Annotated in this window: 18 protein-coding genes and 1 pseudogene; 15 read left to right on the plus strand and 4 right to left on the minus strand. The window is 61.1% G+C overall.

Going from position 1 to position 19,969, the window contains the following annotated elements; translation table 11 throughout:
* Nucleotides 1-3: 3 nt before the first annotated feature.
* The 15 genes and pseudogenes from prfA to H8790_RS13880 form a co-directional block, all read left to right on the plus strand.
* Nucleotides 4-1,065 (plus strand): peptide chain release factor 1, encoded by a 1,062-nt coding sequence (gene prfA, locus H8790_RS04640; RefSeq protein ID WP_187333760.1) that lies wholly within the window; start codon nt 4-6, stop codon nt 1,063-1,065.
* Between the two features lie 9 nt (nt 1,066-1,074).
* Complete coding sequence (locus H8790_RS04645; protein ID WP_187333761.1) at nt 1,075-2,739, plus strand: L-threonylcarbamoyladenylate synthase; 1,665 nt, start codon at nt 1,075-1,077, stop codon at nt 2,737-2,739.
* Nucleotides 2,732-4,132 (plus strand): aminopeptidase, encoded by a 1,401-nt coding sequence (locus tag H8790_RS04650; protein ID WP_187333762.1) that lies wholly within the window; start codon nt 2,732-2,734, stop codon nt 4,130-4,132. The genes H8790_RS04645 and H8790_RS04650 overlap by 8 nt, the downstream gene beginning before the upstream one ends.
* A gap of 379 nt (nt 4,133-4,511) precedes the next feature.
* Nucleotides 4,512-5,525: a zinc-dependent alcohol dehydrogenase gene (locus H8790_RS04655; protein WP_187333763.1), complete on the plus strand. Its 1,014-nt coding sequence runs from the start codon at nt 4,512-4,514 to the stop codon at nt 5,523-5,525.
* A 68-nt stretch (nt 5,526-5,593) separates the two neighbouring features.
* A complete protein-coding gene (locus H8790_RS04660) occupies nt 5,594-6,625 on the plus strand; it encodes a TAXI family TRAP transporter solute-binding subunit (protein ID WP_187333764.1) in 1,032 nt (343 codons plus the stop codon).
* A 107-nt stretch (nt 6,626-6,732) separates the two neighbouring features.
* Nucleotides 6,733-8,649: a TRAP transporter permease gene (locus H8790_RS04665; protein WP_187333765.1), complete on the plus strand. Its 1,917-nt coding sequence runs from the start codon at nt 6,733-6,735 to the stop codon at nt 8,647-8,649.
* A gap of 33 nt (nt 8,650-8,682) precedes the next feature.
* Nucleotides 8,683-9,030 (plus strand): cupin domain-containing protein, encoded by a 348-nt coding sequence (locus H8790_RS04670; RefSeq protein WP_187333766.1) that lies wholly within the window; start codon nt 8,683-8,685, stop codon nt 9,028-9,030.
* Between the two features lie 4 nt (nt 9,031-9,034).
* Nucleotides 9,035-9,925: an FAD binding domain-containing protein gene (locus tag H8790_RS04675; protein WP_187333767.1), complete on the plus strand. Its 891-nt coding sequence runs from the start codon at nt 9,035-9,037 to the stop codon at nt 9,923-9,925.
* On the plus strand, nt 9,922-10,398 hold the full coding sequence (locus H8790_RS04680) for a (2Fe-2S)-binding protein (protein WP_187333768.1): 477 nt from the start codon (nt 9,922-9,924) through the stop codon (nt 10,396-10,398). Before H8790_RS04675 ends, H8790_RS04680 begins: the two co-directional genes overlap by 4 nt.
* Complete coding sequence (locus H8790_RS13970) at nt 10,395-11,648, plus strand: xanthine dehydrogenase family protein molybdopterin-binding subunit (protein ID WP_187333769.1); 1,254 nt, start codon at nt 10,395-10,397, stop codon at nt 11,646-11,648. The genes H8790_RS04680 and H8790_RS13970 overlap by 4 nt, the downstream gene beginning before the upstream one ends.
* Complete coding sequence (locus tag H8790_RS13975) at nt 11,645-12,628, plus strand: xanthine dehydrogenase family protein molybdopterin-binding subunit (RefSeq protein ID WP_187333770.1); 984 nt, start codon at nt 11,645-11,647, stop codon at nt 12,626-12,628. The genes H8790_RS13970 and H8790_RS13975 overlap by 4 nt, the downstream gene beginning before the upstream one ends.
* Nucleotides 12,629-12,667: 39 nt before the next feature.
* A complete protein-coding gene (locus H8790_RS04695) occupies nt 12,668-13,876 on the plus strand; it encodes a LeuA family protein (RefSeq protein ID WP_187333771.1) in 1,209 nt (402 codons plus the stop codon).
* Nucleotides 13,877-13,937: 61 nt separating this feature from the next.
* The gene (locus H8790_RS04700) at nt 13,938-15,152 is read left to right on the plus strand and encodes a M24 family metallopeptidase (RefSeq protein ID WP_187333772.1); all 1,215 of its coding nucleotides are present in this window, start codon (nt 13,938-13,940) and stop codon (nt 15,150-15,152) included.
* Between the two features lie 77 nt (nt 15,153-15,229).
* Nucleotides 15,230-16,195, plus strand: coding sequence for a C-terminal binding protein (locus tag H8790_RS04705; protein WP_187333773.1), 966 nt, complete (start codon nt 15,230-15,232; stop codon nt 16,193-16,195).
* Between the two features lie 36 nt (nt 16,196-16,231).
* Nucleotides 16,232-16,930 (plus strand): annotated as a pseudogene (locus tag H8790_RS13880) (sulfite exporter TauE/SafE family protein); the annotation flags it as partial.
* Nucleotides 16,931-16,959: 29 nt separating this feature from the next.
* Here the strand turns inward: H8790_RS13880 and H8790_RS04710 are convergent.
* From H8790_RS04710 to H8790_RS04725, 4 genes are all read right to left on the minus strand, one after another.
* Nucleotides 16,960-17,778: a helix-turn-helix domain-containing protein gene (locus H8790_RS04710; RefSeq protein WP_187333774.1), complete on the minus strand. Its 819-nt coding sequence runs from the start codon at nt 17,776-17,778 to the stop codon at nt 16,960-16,962.
* A gap of 368 nt (nt 17,779-18,146) precedes the next feature.
* Complete coding sequence (locus tag H8790_RS04715) at nt 18,147-18,809, minus strand: hypothetical protein (protein ID WP_187333775.1); 663 nt, start codon at nt 18,807-18,809, stop codon at nt 18,147-18,149.
* Nucleotides 18,806-19,549 carry a permease prefix domain 1-containing protein gene (locus H8790_RS04720; protein WP_187333776.1) on the minus strand — a complete coding sequence of 248 codons (744 nt, stop codon included), beginning with the start codon at nt 19,547-19,549 and terminating at the stop codon, nt 18,806-18,808. Before H8790_RS04720 ends, H8790_RS04715 begins: the two co-directional genes overlap by 4 nt.
* A 10-nt stretch (nt 19,550-19,559) precedes the next feature.
* Nucleotides 19,560-19,895 (minus strand): PadR family transcriptional regulator, encoded by a 336-nt coding sequence (locus tag H8790_RS04725; protein WP_187333777.1) that lies wholly within the window; start codon nt 19,893-19,895, stop codon nt 19,560-19,562.
* Nucleotides 19,896-19,969: the final 74 nt, after the last annotated feature.

Below are 19,969 nucleotides of genomic sequence, written 5' to 3' on the forward strand. Positions count from 1 at the left end.
GCTGTGCTGGAAAAACTGAAGGGGATCGAGGCGCGTTATGAAGACCTGGAGCGCCAGCTGACGGACCCGGAGGTCTACTCGGACGCCGCGCTGCTGAAAAAAGTCAACCGGGAACTCAAGGAGCTCTCAGCGGTGGTGGAGGCCTACCGGGCCTACTGCGCCGCAGCGGCCGACTGCGAGGAGGCCAGGGAGCTCTTGGGCGACCCGGAGATGAAGGAGATGGCCCAGGAGGAGCTTGGCCGATCCAAGGCTGAGATGGAGCGTCTGACGGAGCAGCTGCGCTGTCTGCTGCTGCCCAAGGACCCCAATGACAGTAAGAACGTCATCATGGAGATCCGCGGGGGCGTCGGCGGGGAAGAGGGCGCGCTGTTCGCCGCGTCCCTACTCCGGATGTACACCATGTACGCAGAGTCCAAGGGCTGGACAGTGGACATCGTCAATATGAACGACACAGAGCTGGGGGGCGTCAAAGAGTGCAGCCTGATGGTGGAGGGCGAGGGCGCCTACTCCCGGCTGAAATTTGAATCCGGCGTGCACCGGGTGCAGCGGGTGCCGGAGACGGAGTCCGGCGGCCGCATCCACACCAGCGCCGCTACGGTGGCGGTTCTGCCGGAGGCGGAAGAAGTGGAGTTTGAGATCAACCCCGCCGATCTGCAGATCGACACCTACCGGGCCTCCGGCGCTGGAGGCCAGCACGTCAACAAGACGGAGTCGGCCATCCGCATCACCCATCTGCCCACCGGCGTGGTGGTGGAGTGCCAGGACGAGCGGAGCCAGTACAAAAATAAGGACAAGGCCATGAAGGTGCTGCGTTCACGCCTTTATGAGGCGGAGCGGCAGAAGCAGGAGGCCGCCGTGGCGGCGGAGCGCCGCAGCCAGGTGGGCAGCGGCGACCGCTCCGAGCGGATCCGTACCTATAACTTCCCCCAGGGCCGCGTCACGGATCACCGCATCGGCCTGACGCTCTATAAGATCGAGGCCATCATGAACGGCGCGCTGGACGAGCTGATCGACGCGCTGGTGACGGCGGATCAGGCGGAAAAGCTTCAGCGGAGCGAGGAATGAGGAGAGAGCATGGAAACCAGAAAATTTGATTTAACGGATATTCACCGCCCCCAGCGGGAGATTGAGGAGAAGATCGACGCTGCGGCCCGGATTCTCACCGAGGGAGGGCTTCTGGCCATCCCCACGGAGACGGTGTACGGGCTGGGCGCCAACGGGCTGGACGGCGCCGCGGTGCGCCGAATCTTTGAGGCTAAGGGGCGGCCCCAGGACAACCCCCTCATCCTGCACGTCCCCTCCTCCCAGTGGCTGCCCCGGTTTTGTGAGGACGTGCCGCCCCTGGCCTATGTGCTGGCTGCCCGGTTCTGGCCGGGCCCGCTGACCATGATCCTGCGCCGTAAGAGCGTGGTGCCGGACGAGACCACCGCCGGGCTGGACACGGTCGGCGTGCGCTGCCCCAACCACCTGGTGACCCAGGCCATCATCAAGGCCGCCGGCGTGCCGGTGGCCGCGCCCAGTGCAAACCTCTCCGGCCGGCCCAGCTGCACCTGCGCTGAGGATGTGTTGGAGGATATGGACGGCAAGATCGACGGCATTGTGGACGGCGGCCCCTGCCAGGTGGGTGTGGAGTCCACCATTTTGGACCTGACGTGCATGCCGCCCAGGCTGCTGCGGCCCGGTGGGCTCCCCCTGGAGGAACTGGAGGCCGTGGTGGGCGAGATCGTGGTGGACAAGGCCGTCACCGGTGCGCTGCCGGAGGGGGAAAAGCCCAAGGCCCCTGGCATGAAATACCGCCACTACGCGCCCAAGGCGCCTGTGACCGTAGTGGTGGGCAGCCCGGAAAAATCAGCCCAGGTGATTGAAAAACACATGAGCCCCACCTCCGGCATCATCTGCTTTGACGAATATGCCAGCCTGTTCGCGGGCCGAGAGCTGCAGACGCTGGGCTCTTACACGGATAAAAGCGCCCAGGCCCAGCGGGTCTTTGACGCACTGCGCGCCTTTGATGCCACCTCCGTCACGGAGATTTACGCCCAGTGCCCCGACAGCCGCGGATTGGGGCTGGCGGTGGGGAACCGGCTGAAAAAGGCTGCCGGGTTCCACATCATCGACGCGGATGCACGCAAGATCGTCATCGGCATCACCGGCGGCACCGGTTCGGGGAAGAGCAGCGCCCTGCGGGCTCTTGAGGCCTTGGGCGGCCGGGTGCTGGACTGCGACGAGGTGTACCACGAGATGCTCAAAAGCTGTCCGCCGCTGCGCAGGGCGCTCTTTGAGGAGTTCGGCAACATATTTGACAGCTCCGGTGCATTGGATCGTCAGAAATTGGGTACATTGGTCTTTGGCGACAGCGTCAAAATGGACCGGCTGAATAAAATCGTCTTCCGCTTCCTGCTGCCTGAAATCCAGGTGCGGATGGAGGAAGAGCCGGAAGCCCTCTACGGACTGGATGCCATCAACCTCATCGAAAGCGGCTTGGGGAAGGTATGCGACCGGACCGTGGCCATCACCGCGCCCGCCGAAATCCGGGTGCGCCGGATCATGGAGCGGGACAACATCCCCGAGGAGTATGCCCGGCTGCGGGTGACAGCCCAGAAACCGGACAGCTTTTACCGGGACAACTGCAGCTGCGTCCTGGAGAACACAGCTTCCTCGGCAAAGGAATTCGAGGACTCGGCACTGATGTTTTTGACAAAACTCATTGAATCAATCAAGGAGGAAAAATCGGATGTCTGATCAGTATAAAGAGCGGAAGGAAAAACTGTTTACCCAAAAGAAAAACGGCTACGACCGGATGGACCCCGCCCAGCAGGAGGCCATGGAGCGTTACTGCGAGGACTACAAGGCTTTTTTGGATGCGGGTAAGACTGAGCGGGAGTGCGCCGCCTTTGCGGTATCTCTGGCGGAGAAGGCGGGCTACAAGCCCTTGGTCCGGGGCGCGGAGCTGAAGGCCGGGGACAAGGTCTACCGCTGCAACAGGGACAAGTCGGTGCTGCTGGCCCACATCGGCACCCGCCCGCTGAGCGAGGGGGTGCAGATTGCCGCCGCCCATATCGACTCGCCCCGGCTGGACCTCAAGCCCACGCCTCTTTATGAGGACGGCGAAATGGCCTATTTCAAGACCCATTACTACGGAGGCATCCGGAAGTACCAGTGGGTCACCATCCCCCTGGAACTCCACGGCGTGGTGGCCCTGAAAGACGGCTCCACCGTGACGGTCACCATCGGCGCGGAGGAGGGGGAACCCAGGCTGGTCATCACAGACCTTCTGCCCCATCTGGGAGCGGAACAGAACAAAAAGCCGCTGGGGGAGGCCATCCCCGGTGAAACGCTGAACCTGCTGCTGGGCAGCCGTCCGGTGGGCGGCGGAGAAGGCAGCGACCGGGTCAAGCTCCAGGTGATGGAGCTCCTCTACGAGAAGTACGGCATCACGGAGGATGATCTCAACTCCGCTGAACTGGAGGCCGTCCCCACATTCCGGGCAACCGACATTGGCCTGGACCGCAGCCTCATCGGCGCGTATGGCCACGATGACCGGGTCTGTGCCTACGCCGCGCTGAAGGCGCTGCTGGATCTGGAAGACGCTCCGGCCAAGACGGCGGTGTGCATTTTGGCAGATAAGGAGGAGGTCGGCTCCGACGGCGTCACGGGCATGAAGTCCGCTGCCTTTGACACCTTTATGGAGGACCTCTGCGAGGCCCAGGGCGTGCCCTGCCGGGCCTGCTATGAAAACGCCTTTTGCCTGAGCGCGGATGTGACAGCTGCCTTTGACCCCAATTTTTCCGAGGTCTTTGAAAAGCGCAACTCCGCTCAAGTCAACTATGGCATAGGCCTTTGCAAGTACACCGGCGCCCGGGGCAAGTCCGGCGCATCCGACGCCAGCGCCGAGACTGTGGCCTATGTCCGCGGCGTTCTGGACCGCGCGGGCGTGGTCTGGCAGATCGCGGAGCTGGGCAAGGTGGACCTTGGCGGAGGCGGCACCGTGGCTATGTATATGGCCAACCGGAACATCACCACGCTGGACGCCGGCGTGCCGGTGCTTTCCATGCATGCGCCCTTTGAAACCGTATCCAAGCTGGACTGCTATATGACCTATCGGGGCATCCAGGCAATCTACCAGGCGGAATAAGAGACAAAAAGACGGGTGAGTACAGCTCACCCGTCTTTTTTTACCTGATGAAAGGCTGCGGAGCAGGCCGCCGATTGAACCCAATCCCTTGGAAAACTCCCCAGGGCCAAAATGCCCTGGGGAGTTTTTGCGCCTGAGAGCCAAACAATGGGCGGCAAAGGTGCCAGGGCTTGGCAGCAGGTAAAAAGTCCGGAGTTGAAATAAGAAACTACAGTAATTTGAATCAGGGGAAAAAACTAAAATGTGCGATGTTTTGCGCAACAAAACGAAAGAAATTTTTTCGGATGACCCATATACTGAACATAGACAAGTTGTACAAAGAACAAAGGGCCTTTTATGAAAAACTGTTTATTTCTACAAGATGGAAGGAGGCGCTCTTATGAAGGCCACGATTCTGACAGCTCCAGGGCAGCTTGCGGTGGTGGAAAAGGAAGTGCCTGTGCTTCAGGATGGGCAGGCGCTGGTCCGCATCCGATCAACCGGACTCTGCGGTACGGATGTCATGGTGTATGAGGGCAGTTTGCCGCCGCGCAAACTGCCGATTACGAACGGGCACGAGGCGGCCGGCGTCATCAAAGGGATCTGTGGGGACCCCCACGGCTTCTCCGTGAACGACGCGGTCTTTTTCCGTGGAAGCTGGGGATGCGGCCAATGCGAATACTGCCGGTCCGGCAGGGCGCAGCTGTGCCGGGAGCGGAGTATGCTGGGCGTAGACATCGACGGCACCATGGCGGAGTACGCCGTCATCCCAACCCTGCAGCTCTTTCCCCTCTCGGAGAAAATTCCCTTTTCCGATGCACAATCCCTGATCGGGATCAGTTGTGGGCTCAATCTGGTGCATCGCATCCCGGAGCCGGCGGGGAAAAGCGCCATGATCTTCGGCCCGGGGCACAATGGATTGATCCTGTTGCAGCTGCTGCGCCACGCCGGGTTTGACCGAATCATTGTGGTGGTTGGCCACCGGGAAAACCGGGCAAGGCTTGCGATGGAGCTTGGCGCGGACGGCACGGTGGCCTATGACGACCCCGGATTCCAGAAGACCATGGAGTCCCTGCTGCCGGAGGGGCCGGACGTCGCCGTGGAAGCCTCCGGTTCTGTGGCCGCGCTGAAGCAGTGTATCCACACGGTGCGCAGGAGCGGGCAGGTGCTGGTCTTCAGCATCTACCGCAGCGACGCGGACCAGTTCCCGGTCCGGGAGTTTTACAACAAGGGGATCACGGTCACAGGGGTGAAAGGGGCGGCAGACTACTACCGGGAGGCGGAGGAACTTTTGCGCCGGGGGATAGTCCGGATTGATCCGCTCATCACCCATCGCTTCCCGCTGGAGAAAACCGCGGAGGCGTTTTCCGCGTTCCACGATCCGGAAGCCATCCGGATCATCATTGAGCAATAGGCTCTCAACGCGTCCCCAAACCATGTTTCATGGTGAGTTCAGGGTGAAAAGATTAGGAGGTAAGAAAGATGAAAAAGATGTTGTCCCTACTGCTGTCCGGAATGCTGATTCTCTCTCTGCTTGCAGGCTGCGGAACTGCCAGCCCGCCGGCCCCGAGCGGCTCTTCCTCCGGCAGTTCCTCCGCAGGCGGCGGGCTGGACATTCCCGACAGCTACACGCTGCTCAACACGGCAAGCGGCTCCAGCGGCGGCCTTTGGTATACCCTGATGGTGTGCTACAGCGAGGTGCTGAAAAACGACACCGGCATCTCCCTCCAGTGCGAGCCCGGCGGAGGCGGCACTGCCAATATGAACGCGGTCGGGGTGGATGACCACACGTTCGGGTTCACCAACAATGCGGCCATGTACTGTGGAATGAACGGCATTGGTTACGATCAGAAGTTTGATAACGTACGCACCATGTTCCCGCTGTATCCCAGCATCCAGCTGTTTTATGCCGTCGACCCCAATCTCAAAACCATTTACGATCTGGAGGACAAGATCGTCTGCCTGGGGCCCTCCGGAGGCGGCGTGGTGAATATGACCCTTCAGGAATTTGAGACCTTCGGCATCCACCCAAGAGAGGTGGTCTATATGGCATACGCGGATGCGCTGACCGCCCTGAAGGACGGCACCATAGACTGTGTTGTGGATGCCGGCGGCCATCCCAATGCATCTGTGACCGAGCTTGAGACCACCATGGACAGGGTATCCCTTCTGACCGTGCCGGTGGAGGACATGGAGAAAATCCATGAAGCGGCTCCCTACTACAGCGTGTTTCCCATTTCAGCGGATCTTTATAAATCCCTGGATGAGGATCTGCAGATGTTGGGCTTCTACTCCATCGCCATCTGTACGGAGGACTTTCCGGACGATGTGGTCTACGCCATGACAAAGGCCGCGTACGACAACTACGACACCATTGTGACCAATGTGGCGTCCGCAAAGGACATTGCGCTGGAAAACGTCCAGTACATGTACGGCCCCATGCACCCCGGTGCAATGCGCTATTACGAGGAGCAGGGCATCGACGTTTCCGCATTTGACCCGGGCAACTTTTAGACTCATGCGGTAAAGGCCCGTTATGCGGCCTTTGGACGCTTCCGGCCTGTGCGGAAGGAGCCGCCAGGGCCGGAAGCCAGCAGTCAATTTACAGCATGGGAGGTTTTATGAAGAACGCAACGATGCCCAAGACAGGTGTTGACAACCCCAAGCTGCTGCTGTTGGCAAAGTGTGTTGCGGCTGCCGGCATCCTGTACCACATTTATTCACTGATGATCCGCGCAACCTCGCCGGGATATATCCGCCCGATCCACGTCTGCTTTCTGGTCATCATGGCCTATCTGGTGGCGCCAAAGCCGGGAAAAAAGAAGGGGACAATCCTCTTCTGGTGGATTGCGGACACGGTGCTGGTCTGCGGCGTAATCGCTTCCACGGTCTATATTTTCATAGACCAGCAATCCTGGATGATGCGCTATGCCATCTCGTCCACGGACCTGGACTTTTTCTTTTCCACCGTAACCGCCATTGCGATATTGGTGATGGCTCAGAGGCTGGTGGGCTGGCCCATGGTCCTTCTGGCCGGCGCGGCCATGGTTTACTGCCTGTTCGGCCATTATCTCTCCGGCTCCTTCCGTATCCTCCAGATCACGCCACGGAAGATGATGACCACCATGTACTTCATGCAGGACGGATTTTTCAGCTCGCTGATCGGCGTGTGCCTCTCCTATGTGCTGCCCTTTGTCTTTGTAGGAAAGCTCATGGAGCTATGCGGCACCGGCGACTACTTCACAGAGCTGGCCGCCAAGCTGACCGGCAGGTCAAGGGGCGGCCCCGCCAAGGTGGCCATTGTCTCCAGCGCCCTCTTCGGGACCGTGTCCGGAGCCGGCACTGCAAATGTGGTGGCCACCGGAACCTTCACCATCCCGCTCATGAAACGGATCGGTTATCCCAGCCACTTTGCCGCGGCGGTGGAGGCGGTGGCTTCCACCGGAGGGCAGATCATGCCGCCCATCATGGCCTCCGCCGCGTTTTTGGCCGCGGATCTCAGCGGCATCCCCTATGGCCAGCTGGCCATCGCCGCAGTCATCCCCGCTCTGATTTACTATGTGAGCCTCTATTTTTCCATTGACCTGGAGGCGGGGCGGCTCAGCCTCAAGGCCATGGATGCCGATGACATCGTCTCCTGGGGCGCACTTTTGAAACGCGCCTATCTGCTGCTGCCCCTGGCCATTATCATCGTCGTGCTGACGGTATTGCAGCAAAGCCCGCTCAAAGGCGCCTTTTACGCCATGATCTGCGGCTGCGTGATCTACTTCATCAACCCCAAGACCCGCAAATCCCTGAAAGAGGGCCTGATGGGCATTGTCGATGCGATGTATCAGTGCGCCTCTGCCATGGCCGGCATCGGTGCCGCGTTCCTGTGCGCCAGCATTGTGGTGGCCGTACTGAATATGACGGGAATTGCCGTCAAGTTCTCCTCCGCCATTTTACAGGTGGGGCAGGGCAGCGTCCTGCTGTCCCTGATCCTGACCGCCGCCATTGTCACTGTGCTGGGCATGGGGCTGCCGGTGGCTGCCTCCTATGTCATAGCGGCCAGCGTCTGCGTCAATTCCCTGCTGAAGCTGGGCATTCCCATGGCCGCGGCCCATCTCTTCATCCTGCACTTTGCCAGCCTGTCCGCCCTGACCCCACCGGTGTGCCTTTCGGCCTATGCGGCAGCCGGCATCTCCGGGGACTCCCCCATGAAGGTGGGGTTCACCTCGGTGCGGATCGGACTTGTGGCCTTTCTGCTTCCCTTTTTCTTTGCCATCAACCCGGACATGCTGGTCATCATCAACGGTGCGGGACCGGCTTTGCGGACCTGCGTCACGGCGCTCATTGGCTGTGCGGGCATCTCCTTTGCCACCATTGGCTGGTACCGGCACTCAGTCAGCGTCATTTCCCGTGTGGTCTTTTTGATCGGCGGCCTTTTGATGATCGATCCCTCTCTTGCCACGGATGTGGCGGGATTGGGCGTCCTGACCGTGACCATGCTCGTCCACCTGCTAACAGGCAGGAGAAAAAGAGCGGCTGAAAAGGTATAGCAGTCGGACTTACCAAAAGGAGGGATTCCTCTGTTGATCCACAATGTGATGGCATCGGAGGCCAGGATCGCGCCGGGGCACTGGAGCGTATTCGGCCGTACCATTTTTGAGGGCGGCGGTGTCTCCGTCCGGCACAACCTGATTCTGGCCGGCGGCGGGGCCCAGGCCCACCGGCATGACTTTGAACACATCTTCTTTGTCCTCAGGGGCAGCCTCCGTGTGGCCTGCGGCGGTCAGACCACAGTGGTTCCCGCCGGCTGTGCGTTCCAGTTTGAGCCTGGGGAGCTGCACCAGGTCTGCGGCGACGGGGTGTCCGATGCGGAGTACCTGACCATCAATGTGTCTGCTGTTCAAATGGACGGTGGCGGAAAGGGGGCGTAGGCCGTTGGAGCGGTTTGAACTGTTCAGCCCTACGTCTGTCCAGGAGGCGCTGGCGCTTTACCAGGAGCACCGGGAGGCGGGCTGCATGTACATCAGCGGCGGAACCGATCTGGTTCCCTCTATGCGCAAGGGCGCGCTGCACCCCGCAGTTTTGATCGATCTCCAGCCCGTCGGGATGGACAGCATCCGTCTCACCGCCGATGGAACGGAGATCGGCGCAGCCTGCACCATGAAAAAGCTCTGTTCCAACAAACTTATCCGGTCCCTGTGGCACGCTCTCTATCTGGCGGCAGGCTCCGTTGGCTGCACCCAGACCAGAGGGCTTGCGACAGTGGGTGGAAATCTCTGTTCCGGCCTGCCCAGCATGGATACTGCTCCGGCGCTGCTGGTCTATGACGCGGTCCTGGAGATCGCTTCCGCCTCGGGTTTCCGCCGGGTCGGCGTGGAGGACTTTTTTGTCGGCCCAAGGAAGACCTGCCTGAGGCCGGGAGAGATTTTGACCAAGCTTCTTCTGCCGGACCGGGAAGAGCACCGTAAGGCCCATTTCATCAAGTTTGGCCGCCGCAATACGCTGACGCTGTCCATTGTCAACGAGGCGGTGGGCGCGGTGATTCGGAAAAACTGCCTGCATCAGGCCCACGTCGCGGTGGGAGCCTGCGCGCCCACTCCGGTGCGGATCCACGGTCTGGAGGAATACCTGGAGGGCCGGATCGCGGAAGAGATAGAGGAGCAAACGGTGCGGGAACTGGTGGCGCGCGAGATCCGGCCCATCGACGATTTCCGGGCCAGCGCGGAGTACCGCGCCGCCCTGGCGGGCGCCCTGGTCTGCAAAAGCCTGCGGGTCATCACCGGGCGGTCCGACCCGGAGGATATTGTGATAGGAGGCCGTGAATGAGAGACATTGTGCTGACCATCAACGAGCGGGAATACCCGGTGCAGGTGGAGGACTATGAGGTTTTAGTGGACGTCATTCGAAACCGTCTGCATCTGTACGGCACAAAGATAGGCTGCGGCAGCGGGGAGTGCGGCGCGTGCAGCATCATCATGGATGGGGATATCGTCAACTCGTGCCTCATCCTGGCCTGCCGGGCCCAGGGGCACCGCTTCACCACGATAGAAGGACTGGAACAGGACGGAAAGCTCCATCCCCTCCAGGAGGTCTTCATCAAAAATTCCGCGCTCCAGTGCGGATTCTGCGGGCCGGGCATGCTCCTTGCGGCCAAGGTCCTGGTGGAGGAGAACCCCTGTCCCAGCGAGGCGGAAATCCGCGCGGGGATCGGCGGCAACCTCTGCCGGTGCACCGGCTATGTCAACATCGTCAAGTCCGTGATGGAATATGCGGCGGAGAATGGGGGGAGCGAAGCATGAACACGGTGGGGACCTCCATGCCGCGTCTGGACGCGGAACTCCTTGTCACCGGAAGGGCGCGCTACGGCGCGGACCTCGACCTGCCGGGCGCCCTCTGGTGCAAGGTCAAGCACAGTGAGCGCGCCCACGCTAAAATCCGCTCCATTGACCTCTCCGCAGCCCAGGCGCTGAGCGGTGTGGCCGCCGTGTGCACGGCCGGGGATTTTGACTGCAACCGCCATGGCGTCAGCGTCCGGGACGAGCCTTTCCTGTCAGACGACCGTGTGCGGGGCTACTACGACAGCGTGGCGGCCGTGGCGGCGGAGTCGGAGGAGATCGCGCAAAAGGCGGCGGCGCTTATCCGCGTGGAGTACGAGGACCTGCCCGGCGTATACGATCCCTTTGAGGCCATGGAGGAGGGGAGCTGCTCCATCCACGGCGGCAGCAACATCGCGGCGGAGGTCCAAATCGTAAACGGGGATGTGGACCGGGCCTTTCCCCAGTGCCCGCATATTTTTGAGCAGCAGATGTATACACCGGTCAATGAGCACGCATTCATCGAACCCCATGCCGCCATCGCCTACCTGGACGAGACTGCGGGGGACCTTGTGGTCCGGACCTCCGTACAGCGCCCGGCCCTGATCGCGGAGGATTTGGCGCTGGCCATCGGCTGGCCCCAGAGCAGGGTCCGGGTCATCACCGGCTCCGTGGGCGGCGGGTTCGGCGGGAAGAACGAAATTACGTTTGAGCACATCCTGGCCGTGCTGGCCATCAAAACCCGCCGGCCGGTGAAAATGGCCTATACCCGGGAGGAAGAGTTCGACTGTTCCACCGTGCGCCACCCCTATTGGATCAAAATGCGCTCCGGCGTTCTGGAGGACGGGAGGATACTGGCCCGGGAGGTTCGGATCGTCTCCGACTGCGGCCCCTATGTGGGGCTGGGGAAGATGACGCTGGAAAAGGGCTGCATCCACGGCTGCGGCCCCTACCGGATTCCCAACACCCGGGTCTGCGGGAAATTGGTCTACACGAACAACAGCTTTGGAAGCGCCATGCGCGGATTCGGTGTGCCCCAGCTTGGCTTTGCCTACGAGGTGCACACAGACTACATCGCCCGCCGGATGGGTATTTCGCCGTTGGAGTTCAGAAGGATCAATGCCATCCGGGACGGCGACAAGCTGCCCACCGGCATGACGCTGAACCAGGTCACCGTGGAGCAGGCAATCGACCGGGTGATACGGCTGGCCCGGGAAGGGGGGGACTGGGAATGATTCACCGCGGGCGCGGCCTGGCCGCAATGTTCTACCCCATCGCCCCCACCGGCGTCTCAGCCTGCTTTGTCAAGGTCAACGCGGACGGCACGGCGGTGCTCTACCTCGGCACCACGGACATTGGACAGGGCTCCGTCACCGTGCTGTCCCAGATCGCCTCCGAGGCGCTGGGCATTTCCATCGGCCGGATTGCGGTGGTGTCCGGAGATTCCAAGTTGGCCCCCTACGACCGGGGGCCGGTGGGCAGCAGAACCACATACGCCACCGGGAACGCGGTCCTGCTGGCCTGCGCCGAGGCCAGGGAGACACTGCTCCGCTCCGCCTCCCGTTTGCTGGACATGGATCCCGGCGGCCTGCGGGCGGAGTGTGACCGCATCTACATTGAGGGATTGGAAGAGGAGAGCATCTCCGTCGCCGAGGCCGCGGGATATGCCTTTCGCGCCATGGGCACCGCCATATTGGGAAAGGGGACGTTCAGCCCCCACATCCGGCCCATCCGCAAAGAGACCGGGCACGGCAAGCAGTATGCCACCCACGTGTACGCCGCCCAGATCGCCATTGTGGATGTGGACGATGAGACCGGCGCCTTCGCCGTTCGGAAGATTTACGCTGTCCATGACTGCGGGCGGGCCGTCAACCCCATGCTGGTCCACGGCCAGATCCACGGCGGCACCGGAATGGGCGTGGGCTTTGCCCGGTACGAGGAGATGGTGCTCGAGGAGGGGAAGGTGCGCAACAATCAGTTTACGGACTATATCATTCCGACTGCAGGCGACGTGCCGCCCATCCTCAGCGAGTTCATAGAGCGCCCGGAACCCACAGGCCCCTATGGGGCCAAGGGAGTGGGGGAGCCCGCCATCCTGCCCACAGCCCCGGCCATTGCCAACGCCATTTTTGACGCGGTGGGCGTCTGGGTGCTGGACCTGCCGATCACGCCGGAGAAGGTGTACAGGGCGCTTCAGCAAAAGAAAGAGGAATAGCGGCAGGCGGATTTGAAGCAGACAGAAGGGGGAATTCACTTGAACGGAAAGCCGTGGGAAACCGAAAACTGGAATGTGAGCCAGTGCAACTACTGGGACGAGGTGCGGGAGAGCTTCCGGCTGGCCCCGCATATCCAGTTCCATGACGCCACGCTGCGGGACGGGGAACAGAGCCCCGGCGTCGTATTCAGTGTGGAGGATAAAATTGCCATAGCAAAGCAGCTGGACGAAATTGGCATGCACCGGATTGAAGCCGGCATGCCCGCAGTCTCTCCCCAGGACTTTGAGGCGATTTGCCGAATCTCCCGGTTGGGGCTCAAGGCCAAACTGTTCGCATTCTCCAGGGCCATGCCCGGGGACATTGAGAAGGTGGTGGCCTCCGGGGTCAGCGGCGCGGTCATTGAGATTACCTGCGGCGAATCCAGGCTGAAATACGCCCATCCCAAGTGGTCGCTGGAGGATGTGGTCCGACAGAGCGTGGAGACCGTCCGCTTTGCAAAGCGGCACGGCCTTTATACGGTCTACTTCCCATATGACACCACCCGGGCGGACCCCGCCTTTCTCAAAGAACTCCTGAGGGAGGTCTGCGAGCAGGCCGACCCGGACGCCGTGGCCGTGGTGGACACGACGGGCACGATCCTACCCAGTGCGCTGCGCGTGCTGGTGGGGCGTGTCCGGGAATACGTGGGAGGCCGCCCCGTGGAAATCCACACCCACAACGACCTTGGTATGGGGGTTGCCAACGCCCTGGCAGCGGTGGAGGCCGGGGCGGAGGTCGTCCACGGATGCATCAATGGACTGGGCGAGCGCTGCGGCAACGCGGCCATGGAGGAGATGGTGGTCGCGGCCGAGGCGCTCTACGGCATCCGGACGGGCATCGACTGCTCCAGGCTCAGGGAGACCTGCCTTTTGTTGGAGCGCCTCTCGGGGGTGAAGGTGCCGTTCAACAAGCCCATCGCCGGACCCGCGGCCTATATGAAGGAGAGCGGCGTCGGCATCAAGGTGGCCACGGAGCATCCATTGGTCACATTCCCCATCAGCGACCGGTTCGTGGGCGGCAGGCGCACGCTGGTCTTGGGGAAAAAGAGTGGGAAGGACTCCATCCATATGAAGCTGGACGAGCTCCATGAGACGCTTTCGGAGGAGAAGGTGGAGCGCCTGCTGGCCCAGGTGAAGGAATTGTCCATCCGGGAGCGCCGCTACCTGACGGACGCGGAATTCCGCGCTTTATTGGACTCTGTCCGCTGAGCAAAGATATGAATTGGCCCGATGGCCCATCATATAAGAAAATTTTCAGGGAGGTTACATTATGTCTCAAAACCAGCTTGGAACGGCTCTGGGGGCCCAGGGAGTGGACTGGGAAGTCCGGATCGACTACGACCGCATGCGCAGAGAGCGCCTTGAGCGGCTGACCGACGCCGTGGACGAATCCGGCATTGACGCGCTGTTCGTCTTTCGTCTCGAGGCAACCCGGTACGTGACCAGCTTCCGCTCCCACGACTGGCCCATGGCCCACTGGGGTATGGCGGCCGTCATCATGCCCCGGGGCGGGGACTACACATTCTACACGCTGGATTACGTCCACGCCAAAGCACGTATGCCCTGGCTGGGCGATCACCTGACCGACGTCACCTGCCGGGGCCTGGATGTGCCCGGCGGGGCCATGGACTGGGCCCTGTCCGCAAAAAAGCGGCTCTACGACCAGGGCATCGAACCTAAGGTCATCGCGGTGGACGCATGGAGCCCCGCCCTCTATGAGGCGCTGCCCAAGGTGTTCCCCGGCGTGACGTTTGTGGATGGCCAGAGCATCATGATGAAGGCCCGGATGATCAAGACCCAGGATGAGATCAGCTGCCTGCGCATGGCCTATGAAATCACCATGGCCGGTATGGCCGCCTGCACGGAGTTCCTGCGGCCGGGCCGCAAGGAGTGCGAAGTCCTGGCCGAGGCGTTCAAGGCCATGTACTACTATGGCAGCGAATGGAGCCAGTGCTCCAACATCGTCTGCTCCGGCCCCTATACGGCGCCTTACCGCCGCTTTACTTCAGACCGGATCATCGGCTATGGCGACCCGGTGATCATCGACATCGGCGGCCGGTTCAACGGCTACTGGGGGGACTTCACCCGTACCTGGATCTGCGGCAGGGGCGCAAAGCCCTCCCGGGAGCTGAAGGCGGAGCACATGAAGTGCTACACCGCCCTGAAAAACGCCGAGCAGGCCTGCAAGCCGGGCAATACCACCCGGGATGTGGCGCTGGCCTGCGGAGACAGCTTCATCCTTGGCAGCAGCCTGGGCCACGGCCTTGGCATCTCCGCCAACGAACAGCCGCTGCTGGGCACCTACAAGGGCGTGATCGAGCCTGAAAACGCTGTGACACTCCAACCCGGCATGGTCTTTTCCATCGAGCCCTACTCCGGCACACCGGGCATCGGCGGCATCCGCCTGGAGGACAATGTCATCATTACCGAGGACGGCTGTGAGGTCCTCAGCACCTATCCCTTTGAGGAGCGGTTCTTTGACTGAGAAATTGGCCTACCGCGGTCCGGGTGCAGGAGGGGCTCGGGCGGACCTGCCGCGAGTAGAAAATGGGAGGTATTCCTATGCGTTTTAAAGTAGTTCTCACCGACGGCCGCATGCCCCATTACGACTATGAGCGGGAGATTTTGGCCGGGGTGGACGCGGAGCTGGTGTTCTCCGGCATCCCCTTCGGAAAAAGGGACGACGAAGCGCTCAAGCGCGCCGTTGCGGACGCGGACGCGCTGCTGGTCTCCCAGGCCCAGATCACCCGGGAGATCATCGACAGCATGGATCACTGCAAGATCATCGTCCGGTACGGCATTGGCACGGACACGCTGGACATTCCAGCGGCCACAAAGAAGGGCATCCTTGTCGCCAACGTGGTGGACCACTGTGTTTCGGAGGTGGCGGACACGGCGCTGACGCTGATTCTGTGCCTGGCGCGGAAAACCGTGCTCTCCGCCCGCCAGGTCCGCCAGGGGATGTGGGGCGTTGACGCGCTGAAGCCCATCCACCGCATCTCCTCCACCGTGTTGGGCATCCTGGGCTGCGGCCGGATTGGACGCGACATCGCCCGTAAGGCGTCGGCCGTCGGGTTCAAGGTCATCGGCTGCGATCCCTATCTGCCGGAGGAGGCGGCCCGCCAGGCGGGGATTCACCTGGTAAGCTGGGAGGAACTGCTCTCCACCGCCGACATCGTGACGCTGCACATGCCGCTTTCGGAGGAGACGGCGGGCATGATCGACCGGTCGGTTCTGGGACGGATGAAGCCCGGCGCGGCCATCGTCAATGTGAGCCGCGGCGCACTCATCTGTGAGCCTGATTTGATCGAAGCCCTGCAATCCGGACACATCGGCGGCGCGGGGCTGGATGTCACCTTTCGGGAGCCCATCGAGCCGGATAACCCGCTGCTCGCCATGGACAATGTGATCGTCACGGCCCACACGGCCTGGTACTCCAATGAAAGCAACGACGAGCTCCAGAAAAAGGCAGCTCAGACCGTGGCGGATGCCCTGACAGGGAAGCCGGTCAAGACGAGGCTGAACTGACGGCCGACGGCTGAGTGCGCAAGAGAGGGTGATTTCGTGGCCGCGGCATGTTCCACTCTGCTGGTCTGCTTCATCGGGGGTGCGCTTCAGTCCCTGATCGGCTTTGGCTGTGCCATCATCATGATGGCGCTTCTTCCATACCTGATATCGCCCATCCCGCTGGTGTCGGGCATAACCAGCGTCATCTGCTTTTTGTGCTCGCTGTCCCTGACGCTTAAGTATCGGCGGCCCATGCACCTGCGGGTGATCCTGCCTGTATTCGCATCGTATCTGGTTCTTTTGCCCGTCTCCAACAAAATCGCCCTTGCCCTGCCGCCGGGCCGCATGAAGCTGTACCTGGGGCTTATTTTGGTGCTGATGAGCGCCTACTATCTGGTGTGCTCGGGCAGGGTCTTGCGGCTGCCCAAATCCCTTCCCGCTGCGTTGACGGCGGGGGCGGTCAGCGGCGTTTTGAGCGGCTTTTTTACCATGGGAGGACCGCCGGTCGTGCTCTATGCCATGAGCGTCTGTGAGGATAAGGACGATTATCTGGGGATGATCCAGTTCTATTTCACCATCACCAATCTCTCCAACAGCCTGGTTCGGATCGCGGCCGGCGTCATCACCCCGGCTGCACTTCCCTGGGTCGCCGTGGGCATGGCGGGCACCGCGGCGGGCATGCTCGCCGCAAAACCTCTTCAGGGCAGGCTGAATTGGGACGGACTCCGCCGGTGGACCTATGTGATGATCGGAGTGGTCGGCGTAAACAACATTGCTTCTTTTTGCTATATTTTATGGCTGGACCGGTATTCCCTGGCGTACCGGCCAGGCGAAATTCCGACCACGTTGGTAAAGGTCTTGATGAAGTGGGCGTTGCTCCCGAACCCGGACTGCTCGCCGGCCTCCTGTACGGATACGCCGCTGCGCAGCAGCGACCGGGCCTGCGCCAGCCGGTTCCGGATGATGTACTCCGTGGCGCTGAAGCCGGTGACCTTTTTGAAGAGATGGCAGAAATAGTGCTTGTTCAAATAGAACTCACTGGCAAGCGTATCCAGCGGCAGCGGCTCGTCCAGGTGCTCCTGAATGTAGTCCAGGACCGGCCGGATCCGCTTATAGTCCGGAGAGGTGACGGGCTGCCCCTCTTCAAAGGGCTCCCCTAAGAGATTTCCGATGTAATAGAGGATTTCCAGCAGGGCGATGTTGCGCTGAAACGTGTTTCCATTTTCAGCTCCACTCAGCGTAAACAGCCGGTCAAAGAGATAGTTGAGCTGGATGTAGTCCTGGGGGGAGAGCAGCGTGCAGAGGTAGGCCCTGTTCAACAGGGAGGCCACCGGGTCCGTGCCGTCGCTCAGGTTCCGGAGGATGGTCTCGGGGAACTGGAGCACATACCGCTTGAATTCATCCACCTCGGATTTGGTGCGGTGCAGGCACCCGGCCTGAATCAGACAGAGGGTGCCGTTTTCCAGTGGGAGCAGTTCATTGTCAATAAAGACCGAGCCTGCCGTGGTCAGCGAAAAGAGGATCTCGTAGTTGTCGTGAAAGTGAAACTGGGGCTGCTGCCAGCTCTTGTCCGTCAGCAGCCGCAGACTGTAATCAAACCGCATGGCTGAATGCACCCCCATTGCCGTCTGCGCCGACACCTTGGATTGGTTCGGGAAGGACCCTGATCACTTACGCTAACAGGACGTCTGATTTTCTCTCTCAAGAGTAGCACGGAGAGCCTTATTTGTCCATTATTTTCATTTGAAATATAGAATCTGATCTAATAAGATACCAAGATATCACAATTTTCCCCCCAATTTATATGGAATGAGGAATATCTTGAAGTTATCAGCAGCAAGAACCGCCATATGAAAAAAGCGGGTGATCCCGCTGAAAAATACAGAAGGGAAGCACGCGCAGGTGGACACAAAAAGGGGCCGGCGAATACTTCGCCGGCCCCTTTTGACCAGTGAATGCTGACATGGGAACATCACCCCATGGAGGTGCTGCCGCTGCTGGGCACCTCAAATCCCTGGGCCCAGCTGCCGTCCTGAAGCTGGATTCCGGCATAGACTTCGATGCGGCGTTCCCGCATATCTTCAAACGACAGGAGGAAGGGATGGGCGAAGACCCGGTGGCCCTCCGCCTCCAGAAACTCCGTGATCTGGCAGGTATCGGTGATTCCGTTTGGGTCTTGGGAAAGGTCTGTGACGCTCAACTGAAGGGAGGCGATATCCGGGTTGTTGACGCAGCCGAATACATAGAGGATGTATTGGTCCGAATCCGAATAGGTGACGCCGTACGTGCCGCTGACCACCGGCTCCGACCCGTCGCAGTCCAAAACCGGCGCGTAGACCGGATACCAGCCGCCCAAGAGGTTCCAGCGCATGGAGGTCAGCATCACCACGTCCTTGTTGCAGGAGAGGTAAAAGAGAGAGAAGGGGTGCACCTGGGGCAGATAGTCCCGGCGCAGAATCTCCGTCCGGCGGACGCCGGAGAGGTCCTCCTGATTCCTCAGCGCCTGGATGGGGAGAAAGCCATAGAGGTTGGTGAGGATCATGAAAACAAGAAGGGCCAGCGCCGCCGCTGTCCGGCGCAGTGCCTTTTTCCGCCTGGGAAGCTCTGTCTTTTTCACCGCTTTGCGATCGTTCATGGCGCATCCTCCTCTCCCGGCAGGGGAATGTATTCCTCCAACTGGTAGCCGTGGGAATCGTAGTTCAGCGTAAATCCGTTCTCTCCCTCCGGAAGCGGGAAACTGATGGTTGTGTACCAGGCGCCTGTGTTACCGCTGCCGCCATAGAGACGCTCCAGCTTATTGCCCGCTTCATCCAGAAAAACCACGTCCCGCACCAAAGACTCCGAGGCGTAGCGGAAGGGATTTTGGTTGTAGGCACACAAATAGACCCGGACACGGGTGTCACCGCTTGCGTTAATATGGTTCGGTTCCAAACCGTAAATCCGCAGCACGCTGCTGCCCACTGTCCAGCGGTAGTCCGTTAGGCAGACGCTCTCCGGCGCGGTGCCGCTCATGAAGCGGCCCCCATAGGAGGGGGAGATGCGGCAGCGCAGATTGTTGTAGGCGTTGCCGAAGACGGGGAGGGTAAAGAGGATGTACAGACAGAGCAGCAGGATCAGCGCCCCCGAGAGGCGGGAGAGAATCAGCCACCCCAGCGGGTACTGCCGGTTCATGGCCCGGCCAATCTCCACGGGATCGCCCATGGCCTCCACGGCGGCCTGGGCGGCCGCTTCCTCCTCGCTTCCGGAGGACTGCAGCGCCTCCGCCCGGTCCTCCAGATGCTCCCGCAGCTCCCGGCAGATGCTGTCCCGCTCCTCCGGCGTGGCGTGGCGCACCTCCCGGCACACCTGATGGCAAAAGGTCTCAAAAAGTTCCATTCGCCGTTCCTCACGCCAGCCCCATGGCCTGCTCCAGCACTGCGTTGACGCCGTGGCTGTAGCGGCGCCACTGCTCCGCCTCCGCCTTCAGGAGGGCAGAGCCCTTCTCCGTCAGGCGGTAGTATTTCCGCTCCCTGCCGGAAGGGGCCAGGGTCCGGTAGGACTCCACCGCGCCGGAGCGCTCCAGACCGTGAAGGATGGGGTAGAGCGTCCCCTCCTTCATCTCAAAGGTGTGGTCCGACTGGCGTTCCAACTCCGCAATCATCTGATAGCCGTACATGTCTCCCTGGCTCAGCAGAGAGAGCACCAGCAGAGCGGTGTGGTCTAAAGTTTGATTCCGGCCCATGGGCAAGCTCCTTTCATACATCGAATCTCTATGTATAATATACCTTGCAACTCGAGGTATGTCAAGGAGAAGAC

The organism is Oscillibacter hominis (genome assembly GCF_014334055.1).
Classification (GTDB): Bacteria; Bacillota; Clostridia; order Oscillospirales; family Oscillospiraceae; genus Oscillibacter; species Oscillibacter hominis.